The organism is Olsenella uli (genome assembly GCF_016900775.1).
In the GTDB taxonomy this organism is placed as follows: Bacteria; Actinomycetota; Coriobacteriia; order Coriobacteriales; family Atopobiaceae; genus Thermophilibacter; species Thermophilibacter uli_A.
The window spans coordinates 41,177-64,409 of record NZ_JACJKN010000004.1 but is presented as its reverse complement, the minus strand read 5'-3'; the positions used below and the strand labels follow the sequence as shown (position 1 = coordinate 64,409).

Genomic DNA, 23,233 nt, shown 5'->3' with positions numbered 1-23,233 from the left:
GCTACTCGAGCTCGAAGGCGCCGGTGTAGAGCTGGTAGTACGTGCCGCGCTTGGCGATGAGCTCGTCGTGCGTGCCGCGCTCGATGATGCGGCCGTGGTCGAGCACGATGATGACGTCCGAGTTGCGGACCGTGGAGAGCCTGTGCGCGATTACGAACGTGGTGCGCCCCGTCATGAGGGCGTCCATGCCGCGCTGGACGATGGCCTCGGTGCGCGTGTCGATGGAGGACGTGGCCTCGTCGAGCACCATGACCGGCGGGTCGGCCACCGCGGCGCGCGCGATGGAGAGGAGCTGGCGCTGGCCCTGGGAGAGGTTGGTGCCGTTGTCCGTGAGCATGGTCTCGTAGCCGTCCGGCAGGCGGCGGACGAAGTCGTCCGCCCCGGCCAGGCGCGCGGCCGCCATGCACTCCTCGTCGGTGGCGTCGAGCCGGCCGTAGCGGATGTTGTCCATGACGGTGCCCGTGAAGAGGTTCACGTCCTGCAGGACCACGCCGAGCGAGCGCCTGAGGTCCGGCTTCTTGATCTTGTTGATGTTGATGCCGTCGTAGCGGATCTTGCCGTCCTCGATGTCGTAGAAGCGGTTGAGGAGGTTGGTGATCGTGGTCTTGCCCGCGCCCGTGGCGCCCACGAAGGCGACCTTCTGCCCCGGCTTGGCGTAGAGCGAGACGTCGTGGAGCACGGTGTGGCCGGGCTCGTAGGCAAAGTCCACGCCGAAGAGGCGCACGTCGCCGGCGAGCGGGGTGTAGGTGACCGTGCCGTCGGCCTGGTGCGGGTGGCGCCACGCCCACTGGCCCGCCCAGCGCTCGTCGCGGCGGTCGCACTCGTGGACGGCGCCGTCCGCGTCGATCGTGCAGGCAACGAGCTCGACGTAGCCCTCGTCCTGCTCGACCGGCTCGTCGATCAGCTCGAAGATGCGCTCGGCGCCCGCCAGGCCCATGACCACGGAGTTCACCTGGTTGGAGATCTGGCCGATCTGGTTGGCGAACTGCTTGGTCATGTTGAGGAAGGGCACGCCCACGGCGATGGTGAGCGGCAGGCCGGAGATGGCCGGGTTGGGGATGCCGAGCACGAGGAAGACGCCGATGGCCACGGCCACGATCACGTAGAGCAGGTTGCCGGCGTTCATGAGGATCGGCATGAGCGTGTTGGCATAGGAGTTGGCCGTACAGGCGGCGTCCTGGTACTCGTCGTTGAGCTCGTCGAAGGCGGCCTCGATCTGGCGCTCGTGCGAGAAGACCTTGACGACCTTCTCGCCGTTCATGACCTCCTCCACGAGGCCCTCCACGGCTGCGACCGCGCGCTGCGTGCGCAGGAAGTTCTTGGCCGAGCGCCCCGCGAGTACCTTGGCGAGAAGGGCCATGATGACGGCGCCTCCCACCACGACGAGCGTGAGCGGCAGGCTGTACCAGAGCATGATGCAGCCCACGGAGCAGAGCATGAGCGTCGTGAGGAAGAGCTGCGGCAGCGACTGCGCGATCATCTGGCGCATGGCGTCGATGTCGTTGGTGTAGTAGCTCATGACGTCGCCGTGCTGGTGCGTGTCGAAGTACTTGATCGGCAGGTCCTGCATGTGGTCGAACATGAGGCAGCGGAACTTCTTGAGCGAGCCCTGGGTGATAATGGCCATGCACTGCTGCCACACCGCGTTGCAGATGAGGCTCGCAAAGTACAGGACGGCGAGAATGGCGGCGTTGGCGAAGACCTCGGGCTGCGCGGCCGCCCAGTCGCCGGACTCCCAGGTCTGGCCCACGACGGTGAGGGCGCGCTCCATGAAGACGTTGGGCATGGCCTGGACGATGCACTGGACGAGGATGCAGCATGCGACGGCCGGCAGCATGACCGGGTAGAAGCCGCGCAGCATCCTGAGGACCCTGAGGGCGGTCCTGCCCATGGACTTGGGCGCACGGCCTCGGTGCATGTTCCTACTCATCGGCGCTCACCTCCAGCTCGCCGAGCTCGCGCTCGTCGTGGCTCTGCTTGTTCTGGGAGAGGTAGACCTCCCGGTAGATGGCGTTCCTGCGCAGGAGCTCCTCGTGGGTGCCGATGTCGTTGATGGTGCCGGAGTCCATGACCACGATGCGGTCGGCGTCCTCCACGCTCGAAGTGCGCTGCGCGATGATGATCTTGGTGGTCTCGGGCAGATAGTTGCGGAACCCCTCGCGGATGAGCCGGTCGGTCTTGGTGTCCACGGCCGAGGTGGAGTCGTCCAGGATGAGGATCTTGGGCTTCTTGAGCAGGGCGCGCGCGATGCACAGGCGTTGCTTCTGGCCGCCGGAGACGTTGGTGCCGCCCTGCTCGATGTAGGTGTCGTACTTCTTGGGGAAGGTCTGGACGAACTCGTCGGCCTGGGCGAGGCGTGCGGCCTCGAGGACCTCCTCGTCGGTGGCGTGCTCGTTGCCCCAGCGCAGGTTCTCGGCGATGGTGCCCGAGAAGAGCACGTTCTTCTGAAGCACCATGGCCACGGCGTCGCGCAGGGACTCGAGGTCGTACTCGCGCACGTCGCGCCCGCCCACGCGGACGGACCCCTCCGTGACGTCGTAGAGGCGCGGGATGAGTTGGACGAGGGTCGACTTGGCCGACCCCGTCGAGCCGATGACGCCGATGACCTCGCCGCTCCTGATGTGCAGGTCGATGTTGCGCAGGGCCTCGTGGTCCTTGTCGCCGCGATAGGAGAACCCGACGCCGTCGAAGTCGACAGATCCGTCCGCGACCTCGCGCACGGGCTCGGCCGGCTGGTCGATCGTGGTCTTGGCGTCGAGGACCTCGTAGATGCGTCGCGCGTTCTCCTCGCTCATGACGACCTGGGCGAAGATCATGGAGAGCATCATGAGCTGCATGAGCATCATGAAGCCGTAGGTGATGAGCGACGAGAACTGGCCCACGTCGAGCAGCTCGCCGCGCGTGGAGACGATGGCGTAGGAGCCCGCGTAGATCACGAAGACCATGACCGTGTAGACGCAGAAGTTCATGATGGGGGCGTTGAGGGCGAGGATGCGCTCGGCGTAGGTGAAGTCGCCCTGGACCTCGGTCGCGGCGCGCTCGTACTTCTCCTTCTCGTACTCCTCGCGCACGTAGGACTTGACCACGCGGATGCCGGCGAGGTTCTCCTCGGCGCGCTCGTTCAGGGCGTCGTACTTGCGGAAGATGCGGCGGAAGACCGGGACGACCTTGCGGATCACGGCGAAGAGCGCCACGGCGAGCACCGGGATGATGACCACGAAGACGAGGGCGAGCCAGCCCGCCATGCTGTAGGCGGCGATGAAGGCGAGCACGAGCATGAACGGCGAGCGGATGGCCGTGCGGATGAGCATCATGTAGGCCATCTGGACGTTCATGACGTCCGTGGTGATGCGCGTCACGAGCGAGGAGCTCGAGAAGCGGTCGATCACCGCGAAGGAGAAGGTCTGGATGTTGTAGAACATGTCCTTGCGCAGGTTCTTGGCAAAGCCCGTGGAGGCCTTCGCGCAGGTGAGGCCGGCCGCCGCGCCAAATGCGAGCGAGACGAGCGCCATGAGGGCGAGCACGCCGCCCGTGGAGAGGATCTGCCCCAGGTCGGCCCCGGTCTTGATGGCGTCGATGAGGTCGGCCGTGTAGAGCGGGATCATGACCTCGAAGACGACCTCGCCGAGGACGAGCAGCGGCGTGACGATGGCTGCGGTCTTGTACTCGCGCACGCTCTGCGTGAGCCTGCGGCCCACCGTCCCGTAGCCCACGTGCGCCGCGGTCTTGACGAACTCCTGGTCGATGACCGGCTTCTTCGGAAGCAGGCTCATCTCTCATCCCCCTTCTTCTCTGCCTCTATCTCCATCCATCGCGCGGCCACGCGGTCGAGCGTGCTGGCGAGGCGCGCCGTCTCCTCGGGGGAGAGGCAGTCGAAGGCCGCCCGCTCGAACTCCGCGCGCGTGCGGATGACCTCCCGGGCACGGGCGGACCCCTCCTCCGTGAGCGTGACCGTCAGCTGCCGGCGGTCCGTCTCCGAGCGCTCGCGCGTGACGAGCCCCTCGGCCTCGAGCTTTGCGATGACCTCCGAGAGCGAGGCGGAGGTGATGCACGACGCCTCCTGCAGGTCGCGCTGCGTCATCTGCCCGTCATGGGCGTGAAGCTCGATGAGAATGTGCTGCTTGCCGTTTCTGCCGCCCCAATGGACGTGGAGATAGTAGCCAAAGTAGCCGAGGTTGCGCAGGATGCGCATCTCGGTGCTCTGCCCGGGGTCCTTCTCCCCCTTATCGCACACGGCAGCCCCCTTTCCTCACCAATCTGAAAACGGTCCAAGCCCACTCTGAGACCGTCGACCCAAGAAGTCAAGGTACCATGCGAAAAACCTTTCCGCGCGCGGGGCGCGGGGCGATACCTGACAGATGACCCTGACACCTTTGTCAGGAAGAAGGGGGAGAGGGCATTGTGGCGGGCACGCTTGGGTCGCGACCTGATGCGGCTGGCTCGTTAGGCCCTACCGCGCATGTCGCGCGATCGCGTCGCGAAGCCAGGCGGCGCAGCCGGGGACCTCGCGGTCGTAGTAGGCGCGGAATCGCTCGTCGGCCACGTAGGACTCGGCCAGGCCGCGGTGCGCCTCGGCGGAGTACCTCGGCCACGTGCGGGCAAGCCATCGGCGGTGGAGGCCGCAGACGCGCTCGCCCTCCGGGCCCGCGGGGTCGACGCCCGCGGTCACCGCCGCCTCGAGCGCGGAGCGAATCTGCGCGTCGAGCGCCTGCCAGTCGCCGTAGTCCCTCTCGCTCATGCCCAGCAGCCTCCGGTTTGCCTCGTCGACGGCCGCGTCGCCGTGGCGCCCGCGCGCCTCCGCGCCGAAGCGGCCCTCGTTCTTCTCGACGAGCTCGCGCTTGAGCCCCTCGAACTTCTCCTCGTCGGTCATGTCCGCATCTCCTCTCATCGCGGCGAGCGTGCGCTCGACCGTCGCTATCAGCGCGTCCAGGCGCGAGCGCTCCGCCCTGAGGGCCCCAAGGTGGCGGGAGAGAGACGCCTGCCGCGCCTCGCCCGACGTGCTCAGGAGCGGCGCGATGTCGCGCACGGCCACGCCGAGGCTGCGCAGCAGCAGTATTTCCTGCAGGCGGTTGACGTCCCCGGGGCCGTAGCGCCGGTAGCCGTTCCTTGGGTCGCGCCCCGGGACGAGAAGACCCGACTCCTCGTAGAACCTGAGCGCCCGCGCGGACGTGCCCGCAAGCCTCGCGAGCTCGCCCACCGTGTAGCCCTCTTCCATCTCGCACCTCCCTGCCCAGAGACGATAAACCCTCCCGTAGCGGAAGGGTCAAGCGGCTGCCGGCGCTCACGGTGGCTCTGCACGCCCGTTTCCTGCCGAGAAGAACTTGGCGAAGAAGGCCGCCCGGTTCAGCGAGGGGGGATGCCGAGCGGCCTTGCGGTGCGGGACATCTTCTCTCTTGGCGTCCTGGCGGCAGAGTGGCTATGCACGCCGTTGCTCTCCGGTCCAAGAGGTGGGCCCCGCCGCTCCGCAAGGCCTCTGACGGGAGGGCCCGCTAGCGTCCCCGGCGCTTCCGCTTCGCCCTCTCCCGCCCCAGCTCGAAGCGCCGGCGTCTCTCCTCTTCTCGGCGCTCCTTCTTTCGGGCGGCGGACTTCTGCGTCAGGGCCTCGCGCTGCTCGGCGAGCGCGATCTGGGCCCTCGTCGAGGGGCCGTGCTGCTTCAGCTCGCGGGCGGCCTGGCGCGCCCGGCGCTTCGGGTTTCTCGCCATCGCCCGCTCCTCGCAGGCGACGGCAGGGCCGAGGGGGAGCCTCGCCCACTCCCTGAGCACGAAGTGGAGAACCTCCTCGTTCGAGGGCTCGGCGCCAAAGACGACACGGCACGAGCTCAGCGCGCCGTCCTCGACGCGCTCCACGATCCCCACCCAGAACTGTCCGTCGAAGCACACGACGAGGGTGGAGGACACGGCTGTTTTCCGCATGGCGAATCCCTCCTTTATGTAGAGAGCCACGCGGAGAAGGGACAACCAAGGAGGCAGGTTACTGACGGGCGGCGCCCGCACCCCGACTACCCGACGGGGTCGTGTTTTCATCTCCGATGTGTCGATTGTAGCGCAGCTGTCACTGCTGACAGCAAGCAGCCCCAGAGCACGCTCAAGGCCGTCCGCATGTGAGCACACTGCTGCCGCGCCCGATAGAACATCCTATATGAACAGACTAAAACGAAAAAAGAACGTGATTCTGGTGTTATAGCCATTTTTAAGGACGTTTTTTTGGTTATATTGCCAATCTTATGGACTATTTATTGGTAGCAAGCTTCTTCCGCCATATAATGATGAAAGAAGGTGGGAGGCAGCCATGAAAAGAAATGTCCTAGACCAGCTTGTCCAGTGGAAGCGGCGTCCAACAAGGAAGCCCCTGCTCGTTCAGGGTGCGCGTCAGGTGGGCAAGACCTGGGCCATCAAGGAGTTTGCGCGACGTGAGTTCGACGATATAGCCTACGTTGACTTTCTCACCGACGAGGACATGAAGGCCGTCTTTGACGGAAGCCTCGATCCGGAGCGCCTCCTTGAGGCAATCTCCCTCAGAACAAGCACCGACGCGGGAGAGTCAAACGTCCTTGTTGTGCTCGACGAGATTCAGGAGTGCCCGCGAGCCCTCAGCTCGCTTAAGACCTTCTGCGAGCGGCGGCCCGACGTGCCCATCGTCGCGGCGGGGTCGCTCCTTGGCGTTGCCCTGCACGGGCGAAGGCAGTCGGGGAACGACGAACCGCGCATCTCCTTCCCCGTCGGCAAGGTTGACTTTCTCACCATGTACCCCATGACGTTCAAGGAGTACCTCGACGCCGTGGGCGAGAGCCGCATGGCGAGCGTAATCAGCGAGGCCAACACGTCCCTTCTCGACGCGTTCTCTGAACGCTTTACCGACCATCTGCGTCGGTACTACTTCGTGGGCGGCATGCCGGAGGCGGTCAGGACCTACGCAGAAATCCATGACTACTCAGCCGTCCGTGACGTCCAGACAAATCTGCTCACTGCCTATGAACTAGATTTTTCAAAATACACCACCCCTCAGGTCAGCGAGCGCATCCGCTACGTCTGGCAGTCGCTGCCATCTCAGCTCGCCCGTGAGAACAAGAAGTTCATCTACTCGGCCGTGCGACCCGGCGCGCGGGCCCGTGGCTACGAGGAAGCCATACAGTGGCTCGTTGACGCGGGGCTCGCCCTGCGCGTGAGGCGCATCACCAAGGCAGGACTCCCCCTCTCCGGCTATGAGGACCCAAGCGCCTTTAAGCTCTACCTCCTTGACACGGGTCTCCTGGGAGCAGCGAGCGGACTCGATGCGTCAACAATTTTGGCAGGGAACCGCCTGTTCACCGAATTCAAGGGAGCGCTTGCCGAGAACTACGTGTGCCAGGCGCTCACCGCATCGAGCAAGGTGGTCCCACGATACTGGTCCGCTGAAAACTCGACGGGTGAAGTCGACTTCGTATACGAATGGAAGAGTCGAGTCGTGCCCGTAGAGGTCAAAGCCGAGCAGAACCTCCGCTCAAAGAGCCTGAAGGCGTTTCTTGACCGGTTCCACCTGGAGCGTGGCATCAGACTGTCGCTCTCGGGGTTCGAGAGTCAGCCGTGGATGACCAACGTGCCGCTCTACGCCGCCGGGCTCCTGCCCGACAGGATCGACGCGGCGGAATGAGGGACTGCTCCAGAACCGACCGCGTCTCTCACTCTGTCCCGGTGATCTCTCGCTGCGTGCGTCTGGGCAGCTTGGAAAAGACGAGGCCGTAGCTCATGTCGCAGAGGCCGAGCACGAGGTCCTCGGGCAGGTCTGCGTCAAGGTCGACGGAGACCCACGTGCGCCCGTCGGAGTAGTAGCCGGGCAGCACCGCGCCCGGGTACTCGGCGCGCAGCTCAAGGATGCGGTCGGGGTCGCACTTGAGCGACAGCAGGTGGCGCCCAGCGTAGGGCGGCTTGGCGTCGGGCGAGGCGGTGAACTCGCAGGCGAACTGCCTGCTGCCCACCCAGTACACCATCCAGCCCCACTTTTCGTGAAACGCCTTGCTGGCGCCGGGGCGCGAGAGCAGGCGGGCGTCTATGCGCGTGAGGTCCATGGCGTGCCTCCTCTGGTCGGGCTCACGCTCCTGATTATACCGGGCGTGTCGCCGACCCCGACGCACCCATGGGATAATGGGAGCGATCGGGGACCAGAAGCCGAGCGGCAAGCAGCCGGACTTCGAGTACAAGTACCACAGGGACGAAAAACGCTCTGCGCGCCCTGCGGCAGTGGGCCTCCGTCTGACAGGATCGAGGTGACAACATGAGGGGCTTCTCCAGGGCCGACCGCAGCCTCTCGCTCTGCGGGCTCAACTGCCTGCTCTGCCCCATGCAACTCGGCGGGCACTGCGGAGGGTGCGGAAACGGCAACCAATCGTGCCCCGCAGCGCGATGCAGCCTTGAGCACGGCTCTTTCGAATACTGCTTTCAGTGCCCCAGCTTTCCATGCGAGAAGTACGACGACGCGGATGAGCATGACTCCTTCATTACCCATCGCAACCAGCTGCGCGACCTCGAGAAAGCGCAGGCTGTCGGAACCGCCGCCTATGGGGAGGAGCAGCGGCGAAAGCGCCTGCTGCTCGATCGCCTCCTCTCCGGATACAACGACGGACGCAGGAAGACGCTCTACTGCGTCGCAACCAACCTGCTCGATATCGGGGATGTCGAGGCGGCCCTCAGGGAGTGCGAGGCTTCCGTCGGGGAGGCACCCATCAGGGAGCGGGCGGCGCGCATGGCATGCGCGCTCAAGGAGATTGCCGCTCGGAGGGGAATCGAGCTCAAGCTCCGCAAGAAGCTGAAGCGCTGAAGCTGGGCGCCGGCCAACGACACCCAGCCCCCAGAAAGAGCCTATTCCCCGTGGGCCACGCACTCGATGCGCATGGCGGCGTAGGCGGCGGCAACGCGGGCGTAGCGTGCGGGGTCGAAGCCGATGCGGTCAATCTCGGCGACGTCATGTGCGTCCTTCTCGCGCCCGCTCGCGACCTTGGCGGCGCGGACGGACTCGAGCGTCGCGCAGCCGACGACGGCGCCGCCCGGCAGCGCGCGCCCCTCGAAGAGGTCGCCCTCCTCGACGCCGGGGACGACCGCCTCGAGCAGGGCGTCGAAGCCGTCGGTCGCCGCGAGCGCGGCGTTGCGCTGGCACAGATCGCGACCCTCGAAGCGGAACGGGCAGAAGCTCACGAGCACGCCGTCGACGATCGCGTGGACGCCGAAGTCGCCACGGCCCTCGTTGCATCCCAGGCTGAGCGAGTCGAGCGCGGGGTCGTACAGGCCCTCGGCGGCAAGCCAGGCGCGCACCGCGGGCATGTCGCCCAGGCGCACCGAGACGTCCGCGTCGCCGTGGGGCCTCCCGGAGTCGCGCCCGGAGGCGACCCAGGGCACGAGCCCTCCCTGGAGGTACGCCCTCCCGGCGAGGCCGGGGGCGGTCAGCACCCGCAGGGCGGCCGCACGCGCCTGCTCGAAGGGGGCTCCCCCGCGGGTACCCTCGTCACGCCCGCCGAGCGGCAGCACCATCACGGCCTCCCTGTCGTCGCCAGAGACCTCTTGAAAGCCAAGTCGCTCGTAGAGGCGCGCGGCGGGGTTGGAGCGCTGGACCGAGAGCGACAGCGCGGGGTAGCCGAGCTCGAGGCATCGCTCGACGAGGGCGGAGAGCAGCGCGGTCCCGACGCCGCGACCGCGATGGCCCGGCAGGACGGAGACGGCGAGCTCCGGCACGCCGTCCCCCGCAAAGCCGTAGCCGCGCATGCGACGCGCCCACGCGGCCCCCACGACCTCGCCGTCCTCCTCGGCGCAGACGGCGACGTCGCCGGCGCGGCCGAAGCCCTCGACGTAGGCGCGCAGCGACGGGTCCGCGAGCACGGCGCGCGGCGGGCGCGGCTCGCCCGGTTCGGTGTAGATCGCCTGGTACAGGAACTCGTCCAGCAGCCCGTACTCACCGGGCAGCATCTCCCTGATTCTCGACATACCTGTCCCTCCATCCGATAGCGAAAGCGTCTGGCGTCATCGGCTAGAGGTCTGTCGTCATATGTTGCCTCCTCGGGAGGGGACATCTGGGGTGATTCTACCCGCAGAGGGGCATATGGATGCGCGGAGACGGGGGCGCCCCGCGGGAGGCTCCCGCGGGGCGCCCGACGGTTCATCCGGGCTAGGGGGCGATTCCGCCCCTACGACGCACATCGAAGTTTCAGGTATAGCTGAAACCTACTGCTTAGATGTACAAAGCTTCAGGCGTACTCGAAAAAAGTCCGCGCAAAGGGCCTTTATAAAGGCCGAGCGATTTCGCTTCGTCTCTAAGACATCGACTGCGCTTTTGATCCATGGCGTGCTTCCCTTGGTCGAGCCCTGTCACGCCGCCCGAACGGGGAACGCCCAAGCTCAGTCGCTAGCGGGATATGCGTCTTCAGGTAGGCGCAGGACATATCCAGTTCCAACTCACGTTTGATTGACGTACGTTGTTGCGTACGCTAGAATCAACGTACGCGACAACGTACGTTAGGAGCAGCCATGACCTCAATCAGCGCGACCGCTCTGCGCAAGGACCTCTACAACATCATCGCCCAGACCAACGAGAACTGCGCGCCCATCGCCATCACCAACACCAAGGGCAAGGGGGCGGTACTCGTGGGCGAGGACGAGTGGGCGGCCATCGAGGAGACCCTCTACCTCATGGGCATCCCCGGCATGGCGCAGTCGCTCATCGACGGCCGCGACGCCCCCATCGAGGAATGCGTTGACGAGAGCTCCCTGGAGTGGTGAGCATGTGGCGCGTCGTCTTCACCAAACAGGCAGCCAAAGATGCAGAAAAGCTCAAGGCGGCGGGACTGGAGAAAAAGGGCAAGCAGCTCGTTGAGGTCGTGCGCGCCAACCCGTTTGGAACGCCTCCTGCCTTTGAGGGCCCTGTCGGCAGCCTTGAAGGGCTCTATTCGCGCCGCATCTCCCTGCAGCATCGTTTTGTCTACACCGTAGACGCTACACCCGTCACCGTTAACGGCAAGCAGTTCCAGGGCACGGTCAAGGTCGTTCGCATGTGGACACATTACGAGGGGGTCCGGTAGGGCACAGGCCGCCATGGCGCAGGGCAACAGGACGATCCGCGCCTACCCCCGGCGCTTCCGCCCGATCGCCCAGAACGCGAGGAGCGAGACCGCACTGCCCGCGACGGCGATCCAGCCGCGCGGCGAGCCAAGACCGCCCGTGGCGGCGCCGAGGGCGATGGCGCCTGCGACCCAGAGCGCCGGCAGGATGGCCGCCGTCCACATCGGGCGGGCGTAACGGCCCAGCATCCGCGCCGCCACCAGCGCGACAACGACGCCGACGGCCGCCGCAAGCCCGATGAACTGCCGCACGTCAAGCATCAGGTCCCCAAGCACGAGCACGCCGATGCCCACAGCGAGCCCCACGAACACCTGGAGCACCAATCGCATGACGTTGGCGGAGGCGCTCTCCTGCGCCGCCTCCACGGGGTCGCCGGACGCCGCCCCCAGAAGCTCGGCCGCGCTCTTGGCCTCACGCCCGCCCTCCTGGCGCCGCGCGACGAGGACGACCACGGCGGATGCCAGCACCAGCACCGCGAGCAGCAGGCGCAGCACTGGCTCCAGGTACGCGCGCCCCACCACCGCCGTTATGGCGAGCACGGCAATGACGGCCACCTCCACCGCCCCCAGCGCCATGGCGAATGCCTTCGTTCTCTGCTCGTTCTTCTCGACCATCTCGTGCATCTCGTCCACGTCTCCCCTCACCAGCTCGTCGATCGTGGTGCCGAAGAGGTTCGCGAGCAGGAGCATGCTCTGGACATCGGGCAGGGTCTTGCCGCAGACGCTACCGCCGTGTCGCCTTGCGTTTCAGGCCGGCGCACGTCACCCCACGAGGTACGAGGGGCGACGCTCCGCGCACCTGAGCGCGAACGCCGCGCGGGCGGCGGTGAGCGCCGCCCCGCCGCCGATCGAGCGGGCGCCGGCGGGGCACTCCGCGACGCAGCGCATGCACGAGATGCAGCGCGCGTCGTCGGTCCCCGCGGGCCGCGCGGCGTCAATCGCGTCCGTCGGGCACTGCGCCGCGCACGCTCCGCAGCGGGTGCAGCGGGAGGCGTCGGCCTGCGGGTGGAAGGGGACGCCGCCGAACGCGCGGTACGGACGGTTGCCCGGAAGGTTGGCCAGCCTGACCTCGGCCGCCGTGGGCGCCGCCGCCAGACGCGCAAGCGTCACATGCGCCAGCTCGTCCACTACCGCGAGGTCCTGCGCGTCTGGCCTGCCCTCCGCGACGTTGGTCATGAGGGAGTGGTGTGCGACGACAGCCGCCGCGGACACCGGCACAAAGCCCCTTGCCTCAACGGCGTCGGCGAGCTCGAGCAGGGTGTCGTCGATCGCGCGGTTGCCGTAAGTGACGAGAAGCGCCGCGGGCGTGCCGTTGCCCGCGCAGCGCGCCAGGCGCTCGTGGACGGGCGCGGGAATGCGCCCGCCGTAGGACGGGACGGCAAAGACGGCGAGCTCGTCCGCGGCGAGCGTCGGCATCTCGGCGGAGGCGGGCGTTATGTCCACCAGCCTCGCCGGGACGCCGAGCGCCCGCGCGCACCGCTCGGAGACGAACCGCGTGGTTCCCGCCCCGCTGAAGTAGATGAGCGTGGCTGCCCTGACCTCCATGTGACCCCCTCGTCTCACGTTGCCCACGTAGAATTGAAGCATATGCAGCCCTGTCTGTCGGCGGGAGCGCGGCGGCGGCTCCCCCTCTCAGAGGTCGATGCTTTCATCTTTTTTGACTCAGATGCGCCCGCCTGGCGAGATTTCCGGCCTTGCGCTCGCGGGGACGCCGCATCAGGCAGGTTCGGGCTGGTTTTGGGCGGCATGTTTTATGTCGGGAGCGCGCACTCCCGGAAAACCCAGCTGACCCCGGTGGGGGCCGACAACGTTTCCGCAGGTCGTCCCGCTCGGCGCGCGAAGGATAACGTGCACGAGGGGACGCCGCATAAAACTTGCCACCCAAAACCAAAGAGATCGTGCAAGACGAGAAGGACGGGGCGCGCAGACCGGCGCGCCGGGCGAGAAGGACGGCGGAGCAGAAGCCCGTCTCAGCTCCGCGCGGCGCGGGCGAGCCAGGCCGCGACGGCGGCCGTCGCGAGGGCGGCGACAAACGCGATGCCCCACGCGGGCACGTGGTCGAGCGCCACGCCGTAGCCGAGCTGCCCCAAGGGCGTGGCGAAGTTGGCCAGCATGAGGGTGAGTGCCATTACCTTGCCCACGAGGGTGCCCGGGCTCTCCATCTGCAGGTAGCTCGTGGCCACGACGCTCATGCACATGCAGACGGCCATCGTGGGGAGGTAAAGCGCAGCGAGCGCCCCGAAGGTGCCGAGCGCCGGCATCGGGATCGCGAGCGCGGCGGCGATAAGCGCGATGCCACCGGCCACTCCCGCGAGGAGCCTCGGCACCGAGCGGATGCCGAGCCTGCCGGGGGCCGCCGCCACGACGGCCCCGCCCGCGAGCCCGCCCACCGCGAGCGCGCCCTGGAGCGCGCCCATGAGCTGGTTGGGAAGACCGAGGGTCTCGGTCACGATGTAGGGCGAGCACACGTTGAAGAACGACGACCCAAAGAGGTTCACGAGCGTAGCGCCCAGGATGGTGCGCCACATGAGCGGGCTCGAGCGCAGGAAGCCGAGCGCCTCGGCGAGGTCCGCGCGGGCGGTGGCGACGGCCCCCGCCGTGCGCGCGGGAGGCTCGTAGGGGATGCGCACGAGGAGCGCCGCCACGAAGGCGGACGCGACGAAGCAGGCCACGCACGCGACGACGATGGGGGAGAGACTGAAGAAGCCGAAGGCCAGCCCGCCCACTACGGGCCCGCCGATGCCCGTGAGCATGCCCATCTGGTTCACGAGCGCCACGGCGCGCTCCACCTCGGCAGGTGGCACGAGGTGCGGGATCGCCGACTGCACGCAGGGCTGTTCGAGCGCCTGCGCCGCGAACGCGAGCATGAGGACGGCGACCGTCGCCGGCACGACCGCGGGCGTTGCCGCAAACGCGAGGTAGGCCGCCATCGCCGCCGCAAGGGCCGCGCCCACGGCCACCATCACGCCCCGCTTGCGCGTGCGGTCCGCGATGACGCCGCCCACGGGCGCAAGCAGCGTGTAGGGCACAAAGCCCGCCGCCACCACGCCGCCGTAGAGGGCGCCCGACCCCGTGAGGTTGAGCAGGTGAAGCGGCAGCACGAACTGCAGGATCTCCATGCCGAGCAGGCTGAGCGCCTGGGACGCCATGAGCGCCGCGAAGCGCGGGGTCGCGATGCCGCCGTTCTTCTCGCCCGTGCGGTTCTTCTCGTCTCGTCTTGTCATCGCTTCCTCTCTTTCATACATTCGGTTGGTATGTATATTGCCGCGAAAGAAAGCCGCTCGCGCGGCGTCCTTTCGTGAAGCCCTGGCTAGGCCTCCGCTCCTTCCGTCAGGTCGCGGGCGAGCTCGCCCCAGGAGTCGCCCCACATGCGCTCGGGGTCGAAGGACTCCCAGTCCGCGAGGTCCACGCCAAGCGCGTGCATCACGCGCACGAGCACCGCCGCGCGGCGCCCGAACTCGGCCGCGTCGGCGACGGGGTGGAAGAGCGGAACCATCCACATGTTGGCGAGAAGGAGCATCACCTCGGCGGTCTCGCGCGGGTACTCGGAGCTCACCGTGCCGTCGGCGACCCCCTCGCGGATCGCCGGCTCCACGTAGCGGTGCGCCACCTCGAGCGCGTCCACGAACTCGCGCGCCAGGAGACGCGAGCTCCTCATGGGGTCGGGCGAGGGGCGCATGGACCTCCACATGTCGGCGGACGGGCCATCGGCGGATGCCCCGTCGAGCGCCCTGATCTTCTCGATGCCCGTGAGCGAGCCGTCGGAGAGGATCTCGTCGGCACGGGCCGCGACCCCGCGGGTGGCGCGCTCGAAGACCGCCTCGAAGATCTCGTCCTTGCTCTTGAAGTGGTGATAGACGGCGCCCTTGGTGAGGCCGCCGAGGCCCTCGACGATGTCGGCCATCGTGGTGTGCTCGTAGCCGCGCTCCACGAAGAGCCGCTCGGCCACGTCGAGGATCTTCTCGACCGTCTCCTCCGGGTACTTGTTGCGCGCCATGGGCCCTCCGTCCTTCTCGCCGTGCTAAACATACCACAGGTATGTATGACCTGACAAAGGTGCCGGGGCAGTTTGTCATGAAGTGGTTCATGACAAACTGCCCCGGCACCTTTGTCAGGTGAACGCGGACGGCCCCGGCACCCTGAAGAGAAGTTCCGCGCGGCGCACTTCTCAAAGGGATGCCGGGGCCGGTCCCCGCGCGAGGTCCTTCTCGCTACTCGAGCTCGAAGGCGCCGGTGTAGAGCTGGTAGTACGTGCCCCTCTTGGCGATGAGCTCGTCGTGGCTGCCGCGCTCGATGATGCGGCCGTGGTCCAGGACGATGATCGCGTCGGAGTTGCGCACGGTGGAGAGCCGGTGCGCGATCACGAACGTGGTGCGCCCCGTCATGAGGGCGTCCATGCCGCGCTGCACGATCTCCTCGGTGTGGGTGTCGATCGAGGACGTGGCCTCGTCGAGGATCATGACGGGCGGGTCGGCCACGGCGCAGCGGGCGATGGAGAGGAGCTGCCGCTGGCCCTGGGAGAGGTTGGACCCGTTGTCGGAGAGCATCGTGTTGTAGCCCTCGGGCAGGCGTTTGATGAAGCCGTCGGCGCCCACGAGACGCGCGGCCGCCATGCACTCGTCGTCGGTGGCGTCGAGCCGGCCAAAGCGGATGTTGTCCATGACGGTGCCCGTGAAGAGGTTCACGTCCTGGAGCACCACGCCCAGGCTGCGGCGCAGGTCGCTCTTCTTGATCTTGTTGATGTTGATGCCGTCGTAGCGGATCTTGCCGTCCTCGATGTCGTAGAAGCGGTTGATGAGGTTGGTGATCGTGGTCTTGCCCGCGCCCGTGGCGCCCACGAAGGCGACCTTCTGGCCCGGCTTGGCCCAGACGCTCACGTCGTGGAGCACGGTGTGGCCGGGGCGGTAGGCAAAGTCGACGTCGAAGAGGCGCACGTCGCCGGCGAGCGGGGTGTAGGTGAGCGATCCGTCGCCGTGCGGGTGGCGCCACGCCCACTGGCCGGCCCAGCGCTCGTCGCGGCGGTCGCACTCGTGGACGGCGCCGTCCGCGTCGACCGTGCAGGCCACGAGCTCGACGTAGCCCTCGTCGTGCTCGGGCTCCTCGTCCATAAGCTCGAAGATGCGCTCGGCGCCTGCGAGGCCCATGACCACGGAGTTGATCTGCTGGGAGATCTGGCCGATCTGCCCGGCGAACTGCTTGGTCATGTTGAGGAAGGGCACCGTGACGGCAATCGAGAAGGGGAGGCCCGAGATGGAGAGGTTGGGCACGCCGGTCTCGATGAACACGCCGCCCACGAGCGCCACGATGACGTAGATCAGGTTGCCGAGGTTCATGAGGATGGGGCCGAGCGTGTTGGTGTACATGTTCGCGGCGCGGCTCGCCTCGAACAGGCGCCGGTTGCGGACGTCGAAGTCCTCCTGGGCCGCCTGCTCGTGGCAGAAGACCTTGACCACGCGCTGGCCGTTCATGACCTCCTCGACGTGGCCCTCGACGATGCCGATCTCCTTCTGCTGCGCCACGAAGTTGCGCGCGGAGCGCGAGCCCAGCACCTTGGTCATGTAGGCCATGAACAGCATGCCCGCCACGATAACCACGGCCATCCACACGCTGTAGTAGATCATGACGGAGAAGACCGAGACGAGCGTGACCATGGTGAGCGTGATGTTGGGCAGCGACTGGCCGATCATCTGGCGCAGGGCGTCGATGTCGTTGGTGTAGTGGCTCATGATGTCGCCGCGTTGGTGCTGGTCGAAGTAGCTGATCGGCAGGTCCTGCATGTGGCCGAAGAGGCGCTCGCGGAACTTCTCGAGCGAGCCCTGCGTGATGACGGCCATCGCGCGCGTCCAGGTGAAGTTGAGGGCGAGCGAGACCACGTAGATGCCGACGAGCGTGAGCACGAGCGAGGTCACCTGACCGGCCACGGCCCCCCAGTCGCCGCTCTGCCAGTGCGCGGTCACGATCTCGAGCGTGCGCTGCATGAACGTGGCGGGAAGCGCCGAGAGCACGGCGGACACCACGATGCACAGGACCACGAGCGGCAGCATCTTGGGATAGAACGAGAAGAGCGTCTTGATGAGGCGCCCGAGCGTGTGGGCGCGCGTGCTCCTGCGGCGCGGGCGCTCCACCTGGCGGCCGGCGACGTTCTGGCGCTCGGGCTCGCTCTCGGGCTCGGTCGGCTGGTTGGACCCCGTCACGCTCTTGAGGATGCTCTCTGCGGAGTTGTTGCTAGCGCGCATCGGCCTCACCTCCCTTCGTCGCCGCGGCGCTCGCGGCCGCGTCGTCCTTCTCGTCCGCGCCCTCGTCCTGGCTCGCGCGGTTCTGGGCGAGGTAGGTGTCGCGGTAGAAGGCGCAGCTCTCCATGAGCTCCTCGTGGGTGCCGAGGCCGGCCACGTGGCCGTTGTCGAGCACGAGGATGCGGTCGGCGTCCTGCACCGAGCTCGTGCGCTGCGCGATGATGATCTTGGTGGCGTCGGGCAGGTAGGTCTTGAGGCCCTCGCGGATGAGGGCGTCGGTCTTGGTGTCCACGGCCGAGGTGGAGTCGTCCAAGATCAGCACCTTGGGGTGCTTGAGCAGGGCGCGCGCGATGCACAGGCGCTGCTTCTGGCCGCCGGAGACGTTGGTGCCGCCCTGCTCGATGTAGTAGTCGTACTTCTTGGGGAGCTGCTGGATGAACTCGTCGGCCTGCGCGAGCTTGCAGACCTCCACGAGCTCGTCGTAGGTGGCGGTCGGGTTGCCCCAGCGCAGGTTCTCCTTGATGGTGCCCGAGAAGAGCACGTTCTTCTGCAGCACCACGGCCACGTTGTTGCGCAGGAACTCGAGGTCGTAGTCGCGCACGTCCACGCCGCCGACCTTCACGGAGCCCTCGGTGACGTCGTAGAGGCGGCTGATGAGGTTCACGAGCGAGGTCTTGGCAGACCCCGTGCCGCCCATGACGCCGATCGTCTCGCCGCTCTTGATGTGCAGGTCGACCTCGGCGAGGGCGCGGTGCTCGGCCTTCTCGGAGTACTTGAAGGTCACGTGGTCGAAGTCGATCGAGCCGTTGCGCATCTCGGTCTCGGGGTGGGCGGGGTTCTTGATCGTGGGCTCGGTGGTGAGCACCTCGCAGATGCGCTCCGCGGACTCCTGGGCCATCGTGATCATGGCGAAGACCATGGAGACCATCATGAGCGCCATGAGGATCATGAAGCCGTAGGTGGTGAGCGCCGAGAGCTGGCCCACGTTCAGCAGCGTGCCCTGGCTGGAGATGATGAGGTAGCTGCCGAACTGCAGCACCACGGCAAAGACCGCGTAGACCGCGAAGTTCATCATCGGCGTGTTGAGCGCGAGGATCTTCTCGGCGCGGGTGAAGTCGGCGCAGACGTCCTGGGCGGCGCGGCCGAACTTCTCCTTCTCATAGTCCTGGCGCACGTAGCTCTTGACGTCGCGCATGCCGGTGACGTTCTCCTCGACGGACTCGTTGAGCGCGTCGTACTTGTGGAAGACCGAGCGGAAGATCGGGTGCACGGTGCGGACGACCTTGTAGAGGCCAAAGCCCAGGATCGGCACGATGATCACGAAGACCAGCGCCAGGGGGCCCGCCATGATGAAGGACATGACGATGCCCGCGAGCAGGAGGAACGGGCAGCGGATCGCCGTGCGGATGATCATCATGTAGGCGAGCTGGACGTTGGTGACGTCCGTGGTGAGGCGCGTCACGAGCGAGCTCGACGAGAACTGGTCGATGTTAGCGAAGCTGAAGCGCTGCACCGCGGCGAAGACGTCGTGGCGCAGGTTCATGGCCAGGCCGCACGAGGCCTGGCTGCACGTGACGCCCGCGCCGATGCCAAAGGCGAGCGACGCGAGGGCCATCGCCACGAGCACGCCCGCGTAGGGGAGCATCTCGCCGAGCGTGGCGCCCGCCTGGATCGAGTTGATGAGCTGCGCGGTCACAAACGGGATGGCAACCTCCATCACGACCTCGCCGGACACGATGATCGGCGTGGCGACGGACGCCCCCTTGAACTCGCGGATGCTCCCGCCAAGGGTGCGTATCACCTCTCGGCCGCTGGGGCCCTGTCCTGCCTTCTTTTTCTTCATATGACTCCTTTCGACAAGTGGTCATTTTGCGCCGCTGAACGGTAGATTTCAAGGTACCGTGCGATTAATCTCACGGCACCTTCAAATAGGGCCCGCACGGCCCCGGCCCCGCCGCCCGGAGTGCCCGCGCAGCCTGGCCCCGCCCCTGGGCTAGGCGCGGGAGCGGGTCCGCTCGCTCGGCCTCCCGCGGATTGTAAGGTCGGAAAAGAGCAGGTCAGAGAGATATGTAAGGAGGATTGTGCGGGGAGCTTACAAAGCTGGCGGCAAATGTAAGCCCTTCTGTAAGTCGAATGTAAGCCGTTGTCAGGCGGTCGTAATCCATCGGAAACGAGGCGGACGCACGGGCGAGAAGAACCTAGGATTCATGCCGAAACGGCCGGGTCCCGCGGGGCTCAGGCCCACATCCTTGGGAAGGAGTACCATGTCTGATCTCTCTCGTCGTCAGTTCCTCGGCCTCTCCGGCGCCGTTGCCGCCGTGGCCGGCCTCGGCCTCGTGGGCTGCGGTGGCACGGGCGACACCACCACCGACACCACCTCCGAGGGCGACTCCGCCGCGCTCGTCGGCTCCATCTCCTGCTCCGGCGCCACGTCCTTCCAGCCGCTCGTCGAGAAGGCCCGCGACGCCTTCCAGGACGCCAACCCCGACGTCTCCGTCGCCATCTCCGGCGGCGGCTCCGGCCAGGGTCTCTCCCAGGTCGCCGAGGGCTCCGTGCAGATTGGCCGCTCCGACGTCTTCGCCGAGGAGAAGCTCGAGGCCGACCAGCTCGAGGGCCTCGTTGACAACCAGGTCTGCATCGTGGGCATGGGCCCGATCGTGAACGCCGATGTCGACATCGACGACATCACGACCGACCAGCTCAAGGGCATCTTCCTCGGCCAGATCACCGACTGGTCCGAGGTCGGCGGCACCGCGGGCGCCATCCAGGTCATCCAGCGCGAGGCTGGCTCCGGCACCCGCGCCACCTTCGAGGCCGCCGTGCTCGGCGGCGAGGTCGCCCCGGACAGCTTCCGCCCGGTCGCCGAGGTCGACTCCTCGGGCACCGTCGTGGAGCAGGTGGCCGCCACGACCGGCTCCATCTCCTACGTCGCCTTCAACTACATGGAGAGCGACGGCATCAAGGCCCTCACCGTCGACGGCGTGGAGCCCACGCAGGAGAACGTCGAGAACGGCGAGTTCACCATCTGGGCCTACGAGCACATGTACACCCGCGAGGACGAGGACGAGTCCACCGCGCCCGTGACCAAGGCCTTCATCGAGTTCATGATGTCCGACGACTTCGCTGCCACCGTCATCGAGGAGGGCTTCATCCCGATGGCCGACATGCAGGTCAAGAAGGACGCCGAGGGCAACATCACTGCCGCCTAGGCGCGACCCACCCTCCCTGCGGCGGCGTCCCCTTGAGGGGCGCCGCCGTTCCCTTGACGAGAAAGGCTCTCCCTCATGGCAAACCTCATGCCCAAGCGGAGGCTCGAGAACATAGGTCTGGGAATCACCGGCTTCTGCGTCGCGCTCGTCGCGCTCGTCGTCGTCACGCTCATCTTCATGGTCGCCCAGCAGGGCCTCACCACGTTCTTCGTCGATGGCCTCAACCCGGCTGACTTCTTCTTCGGGCAGAACTGGATTCCCGAGCAGGAGCGCTACGGCGCCCTGCCGATGATCGTGGGCTCCTTCGCGGTGACCCTGCTCTCGACCGCCCTCGCGCTTCCCGTCGCCATCGGCTCGGCGATCTTCGTCGTCGAGGTGGCCCCCACCTTCGGCCGCCGCGTGTTCCAGCCCTTCATCGAGCTGCTCGTGGGCATCCCCTCGGTCGTCTACGGCGTTCTCGGCCTCTACGTGGTCAACTCCCTAATCAAGGCCATCTTCGGCGACGCCGCCCCCACGGGTGCGGGCATCCTGTCCGGCGCCATCGTGCTGGCGATCATGATTCTGCCCACCATCACCACGCTCTCGATGGACGCGCTGCGCGCCGTGCCCAACCAGTACCGCGAGGGCTCCTACGCCCTCGGCTGCACCCGCTGGCAGACCACCTGGCACGTGGTGCTCAAGAGCGCCCTGCCCTCGCTCATGACGGCCGTCATCCTGGGCATGACCCGCGCCTTCGGCGAGACGCTCGCCGTGCAGATGGTCATCGGCGGCGTCGAGCGCTCCATGCCCATGGGCCTGCTCGACCCGGCCTCCACGCTCACCGCGGCCCTCACGGCCGGCCTCTCCAACGCGGTCTCCGGCTCGGTCTACTACCATGCCCTCTGGTCGCTCGGCCTGATCCTTCTGGCCATGTCCCTCATCTTCATCCTGATCATCCACCTCATCGGCAGGAAGGGGGCCAAGGCCAATGGCTAGCGAAACCAGCGCCGCCCCGAGCGCCCGCTCCGCGTCGCTCGACGCCCACGTGCGCCGCATCGACACCCAGGACAAGGTCGCCACGGGCGTGCTCACCGTCATCGTGGGCCTCGTGATGCTGCTCGTCGTGGCGATTATCGCCTACATCCTCGTCCGCGGCGCGGGCACCGCCCTCACGCCCGGCTTCCTCACCAACCCCTACAACGACGAGGCGGTCCCGGGCATCCTCTACCAGCTGTGGGACTCCTTCTACATGCTGATCGTGACGCTCATCATCTCGGTGCCCATCTCGCTCGGCGCGGCCATCTTCCTCGTGGAGTACGCGCCCGACAACTGGGTCACCTCCGCGGCCAAGACGGCCATCGAGACGCTCTCATCGCTGCCGTCGATCGTGGTGGGCATGTTCGGCTCGCTCTTCTTCGTGGTGACGCTCGGCTGGGGCATCTCGATCCTCGCCGGCGCCTGCGCCCTCACGATGTTCAACATCCCCATCCTGGTGCGCACCATCCAGCAGGCGCTCGAGGACGTGCCGCGCAGCCAGCGCGACGCCGCGCTCGCCATGGGCCTCACGCGCTGGGAGACCACGATCAACGTTCTGCTGCCCGCCGCCATGCCCGCCATCGTGACCGGCATCGTGCTTTCGGCCGGCCGCGTCTTCGGTGAGGCCGCCGCGCTCATCTTCACCGCGGGCTCGGCCCCGGCGCGCCTGAACTTCGCCTCGGTCAACTTCCTGAGCCCCACCAACCCCTTCAACATCTTCCGCCCGGCCTGCTCGCTCGCCGTCTACATCTGGCGCCTCACCTCCGAGCCCACGGCCGGCTCCACCGAGATCGTCTGGGGCACCGCCACGGTCCTTCTCGCCTGCGTGCTTCTGTTCAACCTGCTTGCCCGCCTGCTCGGCAAGCTCCTCTCGAGGAGGCTGACCGCCGAATGACAGACACCACCAGCACCCCGACGGCCGCGGGCTCGCTGCTCGTCACCAATGACGTGACGGTCACCTACGACCTCACGCACGAGGCCCTGCACAAGACGTCGCTCTCCTTCGAGGCCGGCCAGGTCACGGCGCTCATCGGACCCTCGGGTTGCGGCAAGTCCACGTTCCTGCGCTGCCTGAACCTCATGAACCGCGAGATTCCTAAGTGCTCGATCGGCGGCCAGATCTACTATCACGGCCACGACATCAACACGCCCAAGGAGAACCTCTTCGAGCTGCGCAAGTCCATCGGCATGGTCTTCCAGCAGCCCACGCCCTTCCGCAAGTCCATCCGCGAGAACATCCTCTTCGCGCCCAAGAAGCACGGCCGCGTGAAGAGCAAGGCCGAGGAGGACGAGCTCGTGGAGACGTCGCTTCGGCAGGCCGCGCTCTGGGACGAGGTCAAGGACAAGCTCAAGCAGTCCGCCCACGCCCTCTCCGGCGGCCAGCAGCAGCGCCTGTGCATCGCGCGCACCTTGGCGATGAAGCCCGACGTGGTGCTCTTCGACGAGCCCTGCTCCGCGCTCGACCCCATCTCGACCTTCGCGATCGAGGAGACCATCCGCACGATCGCGGAGTCGGGCATCTGCGAGATCATCGTCACGCACAACATGGAGCAGGCCACGCGCGTCTCCGACCGCACCGCGTTCTTCTACGTGGGCGACATGGTCGAGACGGGCACCACGCAGCAGATTTTCAGCAACCCGCACGACCAGCGTCTGGTGGACTACCTGACGGGCCGCTTCGGCTGATGGGAGGCAAC

Annotated in this window: 21 protein-coding genes; 8 read left to right on the top strand and 13 right to left on the bottom strand. The window is 67.0% G+C overall.

Going from position 1 to position 23,233, the window contains the following annotated elements; genetic code table 11:
• Position 1: 1 nt before the first annotated feature.
• The 5 genes from H6A23_RS03780 to H6A23_RS03760 form a co-directional block, all read right to left on the bottom strand.
• A complete protein-coding gene (locus tag H6A23_RS03780) occupies positions 2-1,930 on the bottom strand; it encodes an ABC transporter ATP-binding protein (RefSeq protein ID WP_204830866.1) in 1,929 nt (642 codons plus the stop codon).
• Positions 1,923-3,773, bottom strand: coding sequence for an ABC transporter ATP-binding protein (locus H6A23_RS03775; protein WP_204830865.1), 1,851 nt, complete (start codon positions 3,771-3,773; stop codon positions 1,923-1,925). Before H6A23_RS03775 ends, H6A23_RS03780 begins: the two co-directional genes overlap by 8 nt.
• Complete coding sequence (locus H6A23_RS03770) at positions 3,770-4,234, bottom strand: MarR family winged helix-turn-helix transcriptional regulator (RefSeq protein WP_353653005.1); 465 nt, start codon at positions 4,232-4,234, stop codon at positions 3,770-3,772. Before H6A23_RS03770 ends, H6A23_RS03775 begins: the two co-directional genes overlap by 4 nt.
• A gap of 216 nt (positions 4,235-4,450) precedes the next feature.
• Positions 4,451-5,215: a MerR family transcriptional regulator gene (locus H6A23_RS03765; RefSeq protein ID WP_204830864.1), complete on the bottom strand. Its 765-nt coding sequence runs from the start codon at positions 5,213-5,215 to the stop codon at positions 4,451-4,453.
• Between the two features lie 274 nt (positions 5,216-5,489).
• Positions 5,490-5,912, bottom strand: a complete 423-nt coding sequence (locus H6A23_RS03760; protein ID WP_204830863.1) for a YjdF family protein — start codon at positions 5,910-5,912, stop codon at positions 5,490-5,492.
• A gap of 376 nt (positions 5,913-6,288) precedes the next feature.
• Here H6A23_RS03760 and H6A23_RS03755 point away from each other — a divergent pair, with 376 nt between their 5' ends.
• On the top strand, positions 6,289-7,629 hold the full coding sequence (locus tag H6A23_RS03755; RefSeq protein ID WP_204830862.1) for an ATP-binding protein: 1,341 nt from the start codon (positions 6,289-6,291) through the stop codon (positions 7,627-7,629).
• Between the two features lie 28 nt (positions 7,630-7,657).
• On the opposite strand, the gene H6A23_RS03750 is transcribed toward H6A23_RS03755, so the two are convergent.
• Positions 7,658-8,044 (bottom strand): MmcQ/YjbR family DNA-binding protein, encoded by a 387-nt coding sequence (locus tag H6A23_RS03750; protein WP_204830861.1) that lies wholly within the window; start codon positions 8,042-8,044, stop codon positions 7,658-7,660.
• A 206-nt stretch (positions 8,045-8,250) separates the two neighbouring features.
• On the opposite strand from H6A23_RS03750, the gene H6A23_RS03745 reads away from it, so the two are divergent.
• Entirely contained in the window at positions 8,251-8,793 is a 543-nt protein-coding gene (locus H6A23_RS03745) for a DUF3795 domain-containing protein (protein ID WP_204830860.1), read from the top strand.
• 41 nt (positions 8,794-8,834) lie between these two features.
• On the opposite strand, the gene H6A23_RS03740 is transcribed toward H6A23_RS03745, so the two are convergent.
• A complete protein-coding gene (locus H6A23_RS03740; protein ID WP_204830859.1) occupies positions 8,835-9,950 on the bottom strand; it encodes a GNAT family N-acetyltransferase in 1,116 nt (371 codons plus the stop codon).
• 540 nt (positions 9,951-10,490) lie between these two features.
• On the opposite strand from H6A23_RS03740, the gene H6A23_RS03735 reads away from it, so the two are divergent.
• Both H6A23_RS03735 and H6A23_RS03730 read left to right on the top strand, forming a co-directional pair.
• The gene (locus H6A23_RS03735; protein WP_204830858.1) at positions 10,491-10,742 is read left to right on the top strand and encodes a type II toxin-antitoxin system Phd/YefM family antitoxin; all 252 of its coding nucleotides are present in this window, start codon (positions 10,491-10,493) and stop codon (positions 10,740-10,742) included.
• Positions 10,743-10,744: 2 nt separating this feature from the next.
• The gene (locus tag H6A23_RS03730) at positions 10,745-11,041 is read left to right on the top strand and encodes a Txe/YoeB family addiction module toxin (protein ID WP_204830857.1); all 297 of its coding nucleotides are present in this window, start codon (positions 10,745-10,747) and stop codon (positions 11,039-11,041) included.
• A gap of 42 nt (positions 11,042-11,083) precedes the next feature.
• Here H6A23_RS03730 and H6A23_RS03725 read toward each other — a convergent pair whose 3' ends face one another.
• The 6 genes from H6A23_RS03725 to H6A23_RS03700 form a co-directional block, all read right to left on the bottom strand.
• On the bottom strand, positions 11,084-11,770 hold the full coding sequence (locus H6A23_RS03725) for an XRE family transcriptional regulator (protein WP_204830856.1): 687 nt from the start codon (positions 11,768-11,770) through the stop codon (positions 11,084-11,086).
• Positions 11,771-11,842: 72 nt separating this feature from the next.
• Entirely contained in the window at positions 11,843-12,625 is a 783-nt protein-coding gene (locus H6A23_RS03720; RefSeq protein ID WP_204830855.1) for a 4Fe-4S binding protein, read from the bottom strand.
• A 425-nt stretch (positions 12,626-13,050) separates the two neighbouring features.
• The gene (locus H6A23_RS03715) at positions 13,051-14,304 is read right to left on the bottom strand and encodes an MFS transporter (RefSeq protein ID WP_204830854.1); all 1,254 of its coding nucleotides are present in this window, start codon (positions 14,302-14,304) and stop codon (positions 13,051-13,053) included.
• A gap of 86 nt (positions 14,305-14,390) precedes the next feature.
• Positions 14,391-15,077 (bottom strand): TetR/AcrR family transcriptional regulator, encoded by a 687-nt coding sequence (locus tag H6A23_RS03710; protein ID WP_204830853.1) that lies wholly within the window; start codon positions 15,075-15,077, stop codon positions 14,391-14,393.
• Between the two features lie 214 nt (positions 15,078-15,291).
• Complete coding sequence (locus H6A23_RS03705) at positions 15,292-17,316, bottom strand: ABC transporter ATP-binding protein (RefSeq protein ID WP_204830852.1); 2,025 nt, start codon at positions 17,314-17,316, stop codon at positions 15,292-15,294.
• Positions 17,306-19,156, bottom strand: coding sequence for an ABC transporter ATP-binding protein (locus tag H6A23_RS03700; protein WP_286165784.1), 1,851 nt, complete (start codon positions 19,154-19,156; stop codon positions 17,306-17,308). The genes H6A23_RS03705 and H6A23_RS03700 overlap by 11 nt, the downstream gene beginning before the upstream one ends.
• A 421-nt stretch (positions 19,157-19,577) precedes the next feature.
• Between H6A23_RS03700 and H6A23_RS03695 the strand changes: the two genes are divergently transcribed.
• The 4 genes from H6A23_RS03695 to pstB all read left to right on the top strand — a co-directional run bounded on the left by H6A23_RS03695 (position 19,578) and on the right by pstB (position 23,222).
• Positions 19,578-20,522: a phosphate ABC transporter substrate-binding protein PstS family protein gene (locus H6A23_RS03695; protein WP_204830851.1), complete on the top strand. Its 945-nt coding sequence runs from the start codon at positions 19,578-19,580 to the stop codon at positions 20,520-20,522.
• 75 nt (positions 20,523-20,597) lie between these two features.
• On the top strand, positions 20,598-21,497 hold the full coding sequence (gene pstC, locus H6A23_RS03690) for a phosphate ABC transporter permease subunit PstC (protein ID WP_204830850.1): 900 nt from the start codon (positions 20,598-20,600) through the stop codon (positions 21,495-21,497).
• On the top strand, positions 21,490-22,431 hold the full coding sequence (gene pstA, locus H6A23_RS03685; RefSeq protein ID WP_204830849.1) for a phosphate ABC transporter permease PstA: 942 nt from the start codon (positions 21,490-21,492) through the stop codon (positions 22,429-22,431). Before pstC ends, pstA begins: the two co-directional genes overlap by 8 nt.
• Positions 22,428-23,222, top strand: coding sequence for a phosphate ABC transporter ATP-binding protein PstB (gene pstB / locus H6A23_RS03680; RefSeq protein ID WP_204830848.1), 795 nt, complete (start codon positions 22,428-22,430; stop codon positions 23,220-23,222). Before pstA ends, pstB begins: the two co-directional genes overlap by 4 nt.
• The last annotated feature ends 11 nt before the right edge of the window (positions 23,223-23,233 follow it).

Coding starts and splice junctions, on each gene's coding strand:
- H6A23_RS03780 (WP_204830866.1), bottom strand. CDS start 1,930: ATGAGTAGGAACATGCACCGAGGCCGTGCGCCCAAGTCCATGGGCAGG.
- H6A23_RS03775 (WP_204830865.1), bottom strand. CDS start 3,773: ATGAGCCTGCTTCCGAAGAAGCCGGTCATCGACCAGGAGTTCGTCAAG.
- H6A23_RS03765 (WP_204830864.1), bottom strand. CDS start 5,215: ATGGAAGAGGGCTACACGGTGGGCGAGCTCGCGAGGCTTGCGGGCACG.
- H6A23_RS03760 (WP_204830863.1), bottom strand. CDS start 5,912: ATGCGGAAAACAGCCGTGTCCTCCACCCTCGTCGTGTGCTTCGACGGA.
- H6A23_RS03755 (WP_204830862.1), top strand. CDS start 6,289: ATGAAAAGAAATGTCCTAGACCAGCTTGTCCAGTGGAAGCGGCGTCCA.
- H6A23_RS03750 (WP_204830861.1), bottom strand. CDS start 8,044: ATGGACCTCACGCGCATAGACGCCCGCCTGCTCTCGCGCCCCGGCGCC.
- H6A23_RS03745 (WP_204830860.1), top strand. CDS start 8,251: ATGAGGGGCTTCTCCAGGGCCGACCGCAGCCTCTCGCTCTGCGGGCTC.
- H6A23_RS03740 (WP_204830859.1), bottom strand. CDS start 9,950: ATGTCGAGAATCAGGGAGATGCTGCCCGGTGAGTACGGGCTGCTGGAC.
- H6A23_RS03735 (WP_204830858.1), top strand. CDS start 10,491: ATGACCTCAATCAGCGCGACCGCTCTGCGCAAGGACCTCTACAACATC.
- H6A23_RS03730 (WP_204830857.1), top strand. CDS start 10,745: ATGTGGCGCGTCGTCTTCACCAAACAGGCAGCCAAAGATGCAGAAAAG.
- H6A23_RS03725 (WP_204830856.1), bottom strand. CDS start 11,770: ATGCTCCTGCTCGCGAACCTCTTCGGCACCACGATCGACGAGCTGGTG.
- H6A23_RS03720 (WP_204830855.1), bottom strand. CDS start 12,625: ATGGAGGTCAGGGCAGCCACGCTCATCTACTTCAGCGGGGCGGGAACC.
- H6A23_RS03715 (WP_204830854.1), bottom strand. CDS start 14,304: ATGACAAGACGAGACGAGAAGAACCGCACGGGCGAGAAGAACGGCGGC.
- H6A23_RS03710 (WP_204830853.1), bottom strand. CDS start 15,077: ATGGCGCGCAACAAGTACCCGGAGGAGACGGTCGAGAAGATCCTCGAC.
- H6A23_RS03705 (WP_204830852.1), bottom strand. CDS start 17,316: ATGCGCGCTAGCAACAACTCCGCAGAGAGCATCCTCAAGAGCGTGACG.
- H6A23_RS03700 (WP_286165784.1), bottom strand. CDS start 19,156: ATGAAGAAAAAGAAGGCAGGACAGGGCCCCAGCGGCCGAGAGGTGATA.
- H6A23_RS03695 (WP_204830851.1), top strand. CDS start 19,578: ATGTCTGATCTCTCTCGTCGTCAGTTCCTCGGCCTCTCCGGCGCCGTT.
- pstC (WP_204830850.1), top strand. CDS start 20,598: ATGGCAAACCTCATGCCCAAGCGGAGGCTCGAGAACATAGGTCTGGGA.
- pstA (WP_204830849.1), top strand. CDS start 21,490: ATGGCTAGCGAAACCAGCGCCGCCCCGAGCGCCCGCTCCGCGTCGCTC.
- pstB (WP_204830848.1), top strand. CDS start 22,428: ATGACAGACACCACCAGCACCCCGACGGCCGCGGGCTCGCTGCTCGTC.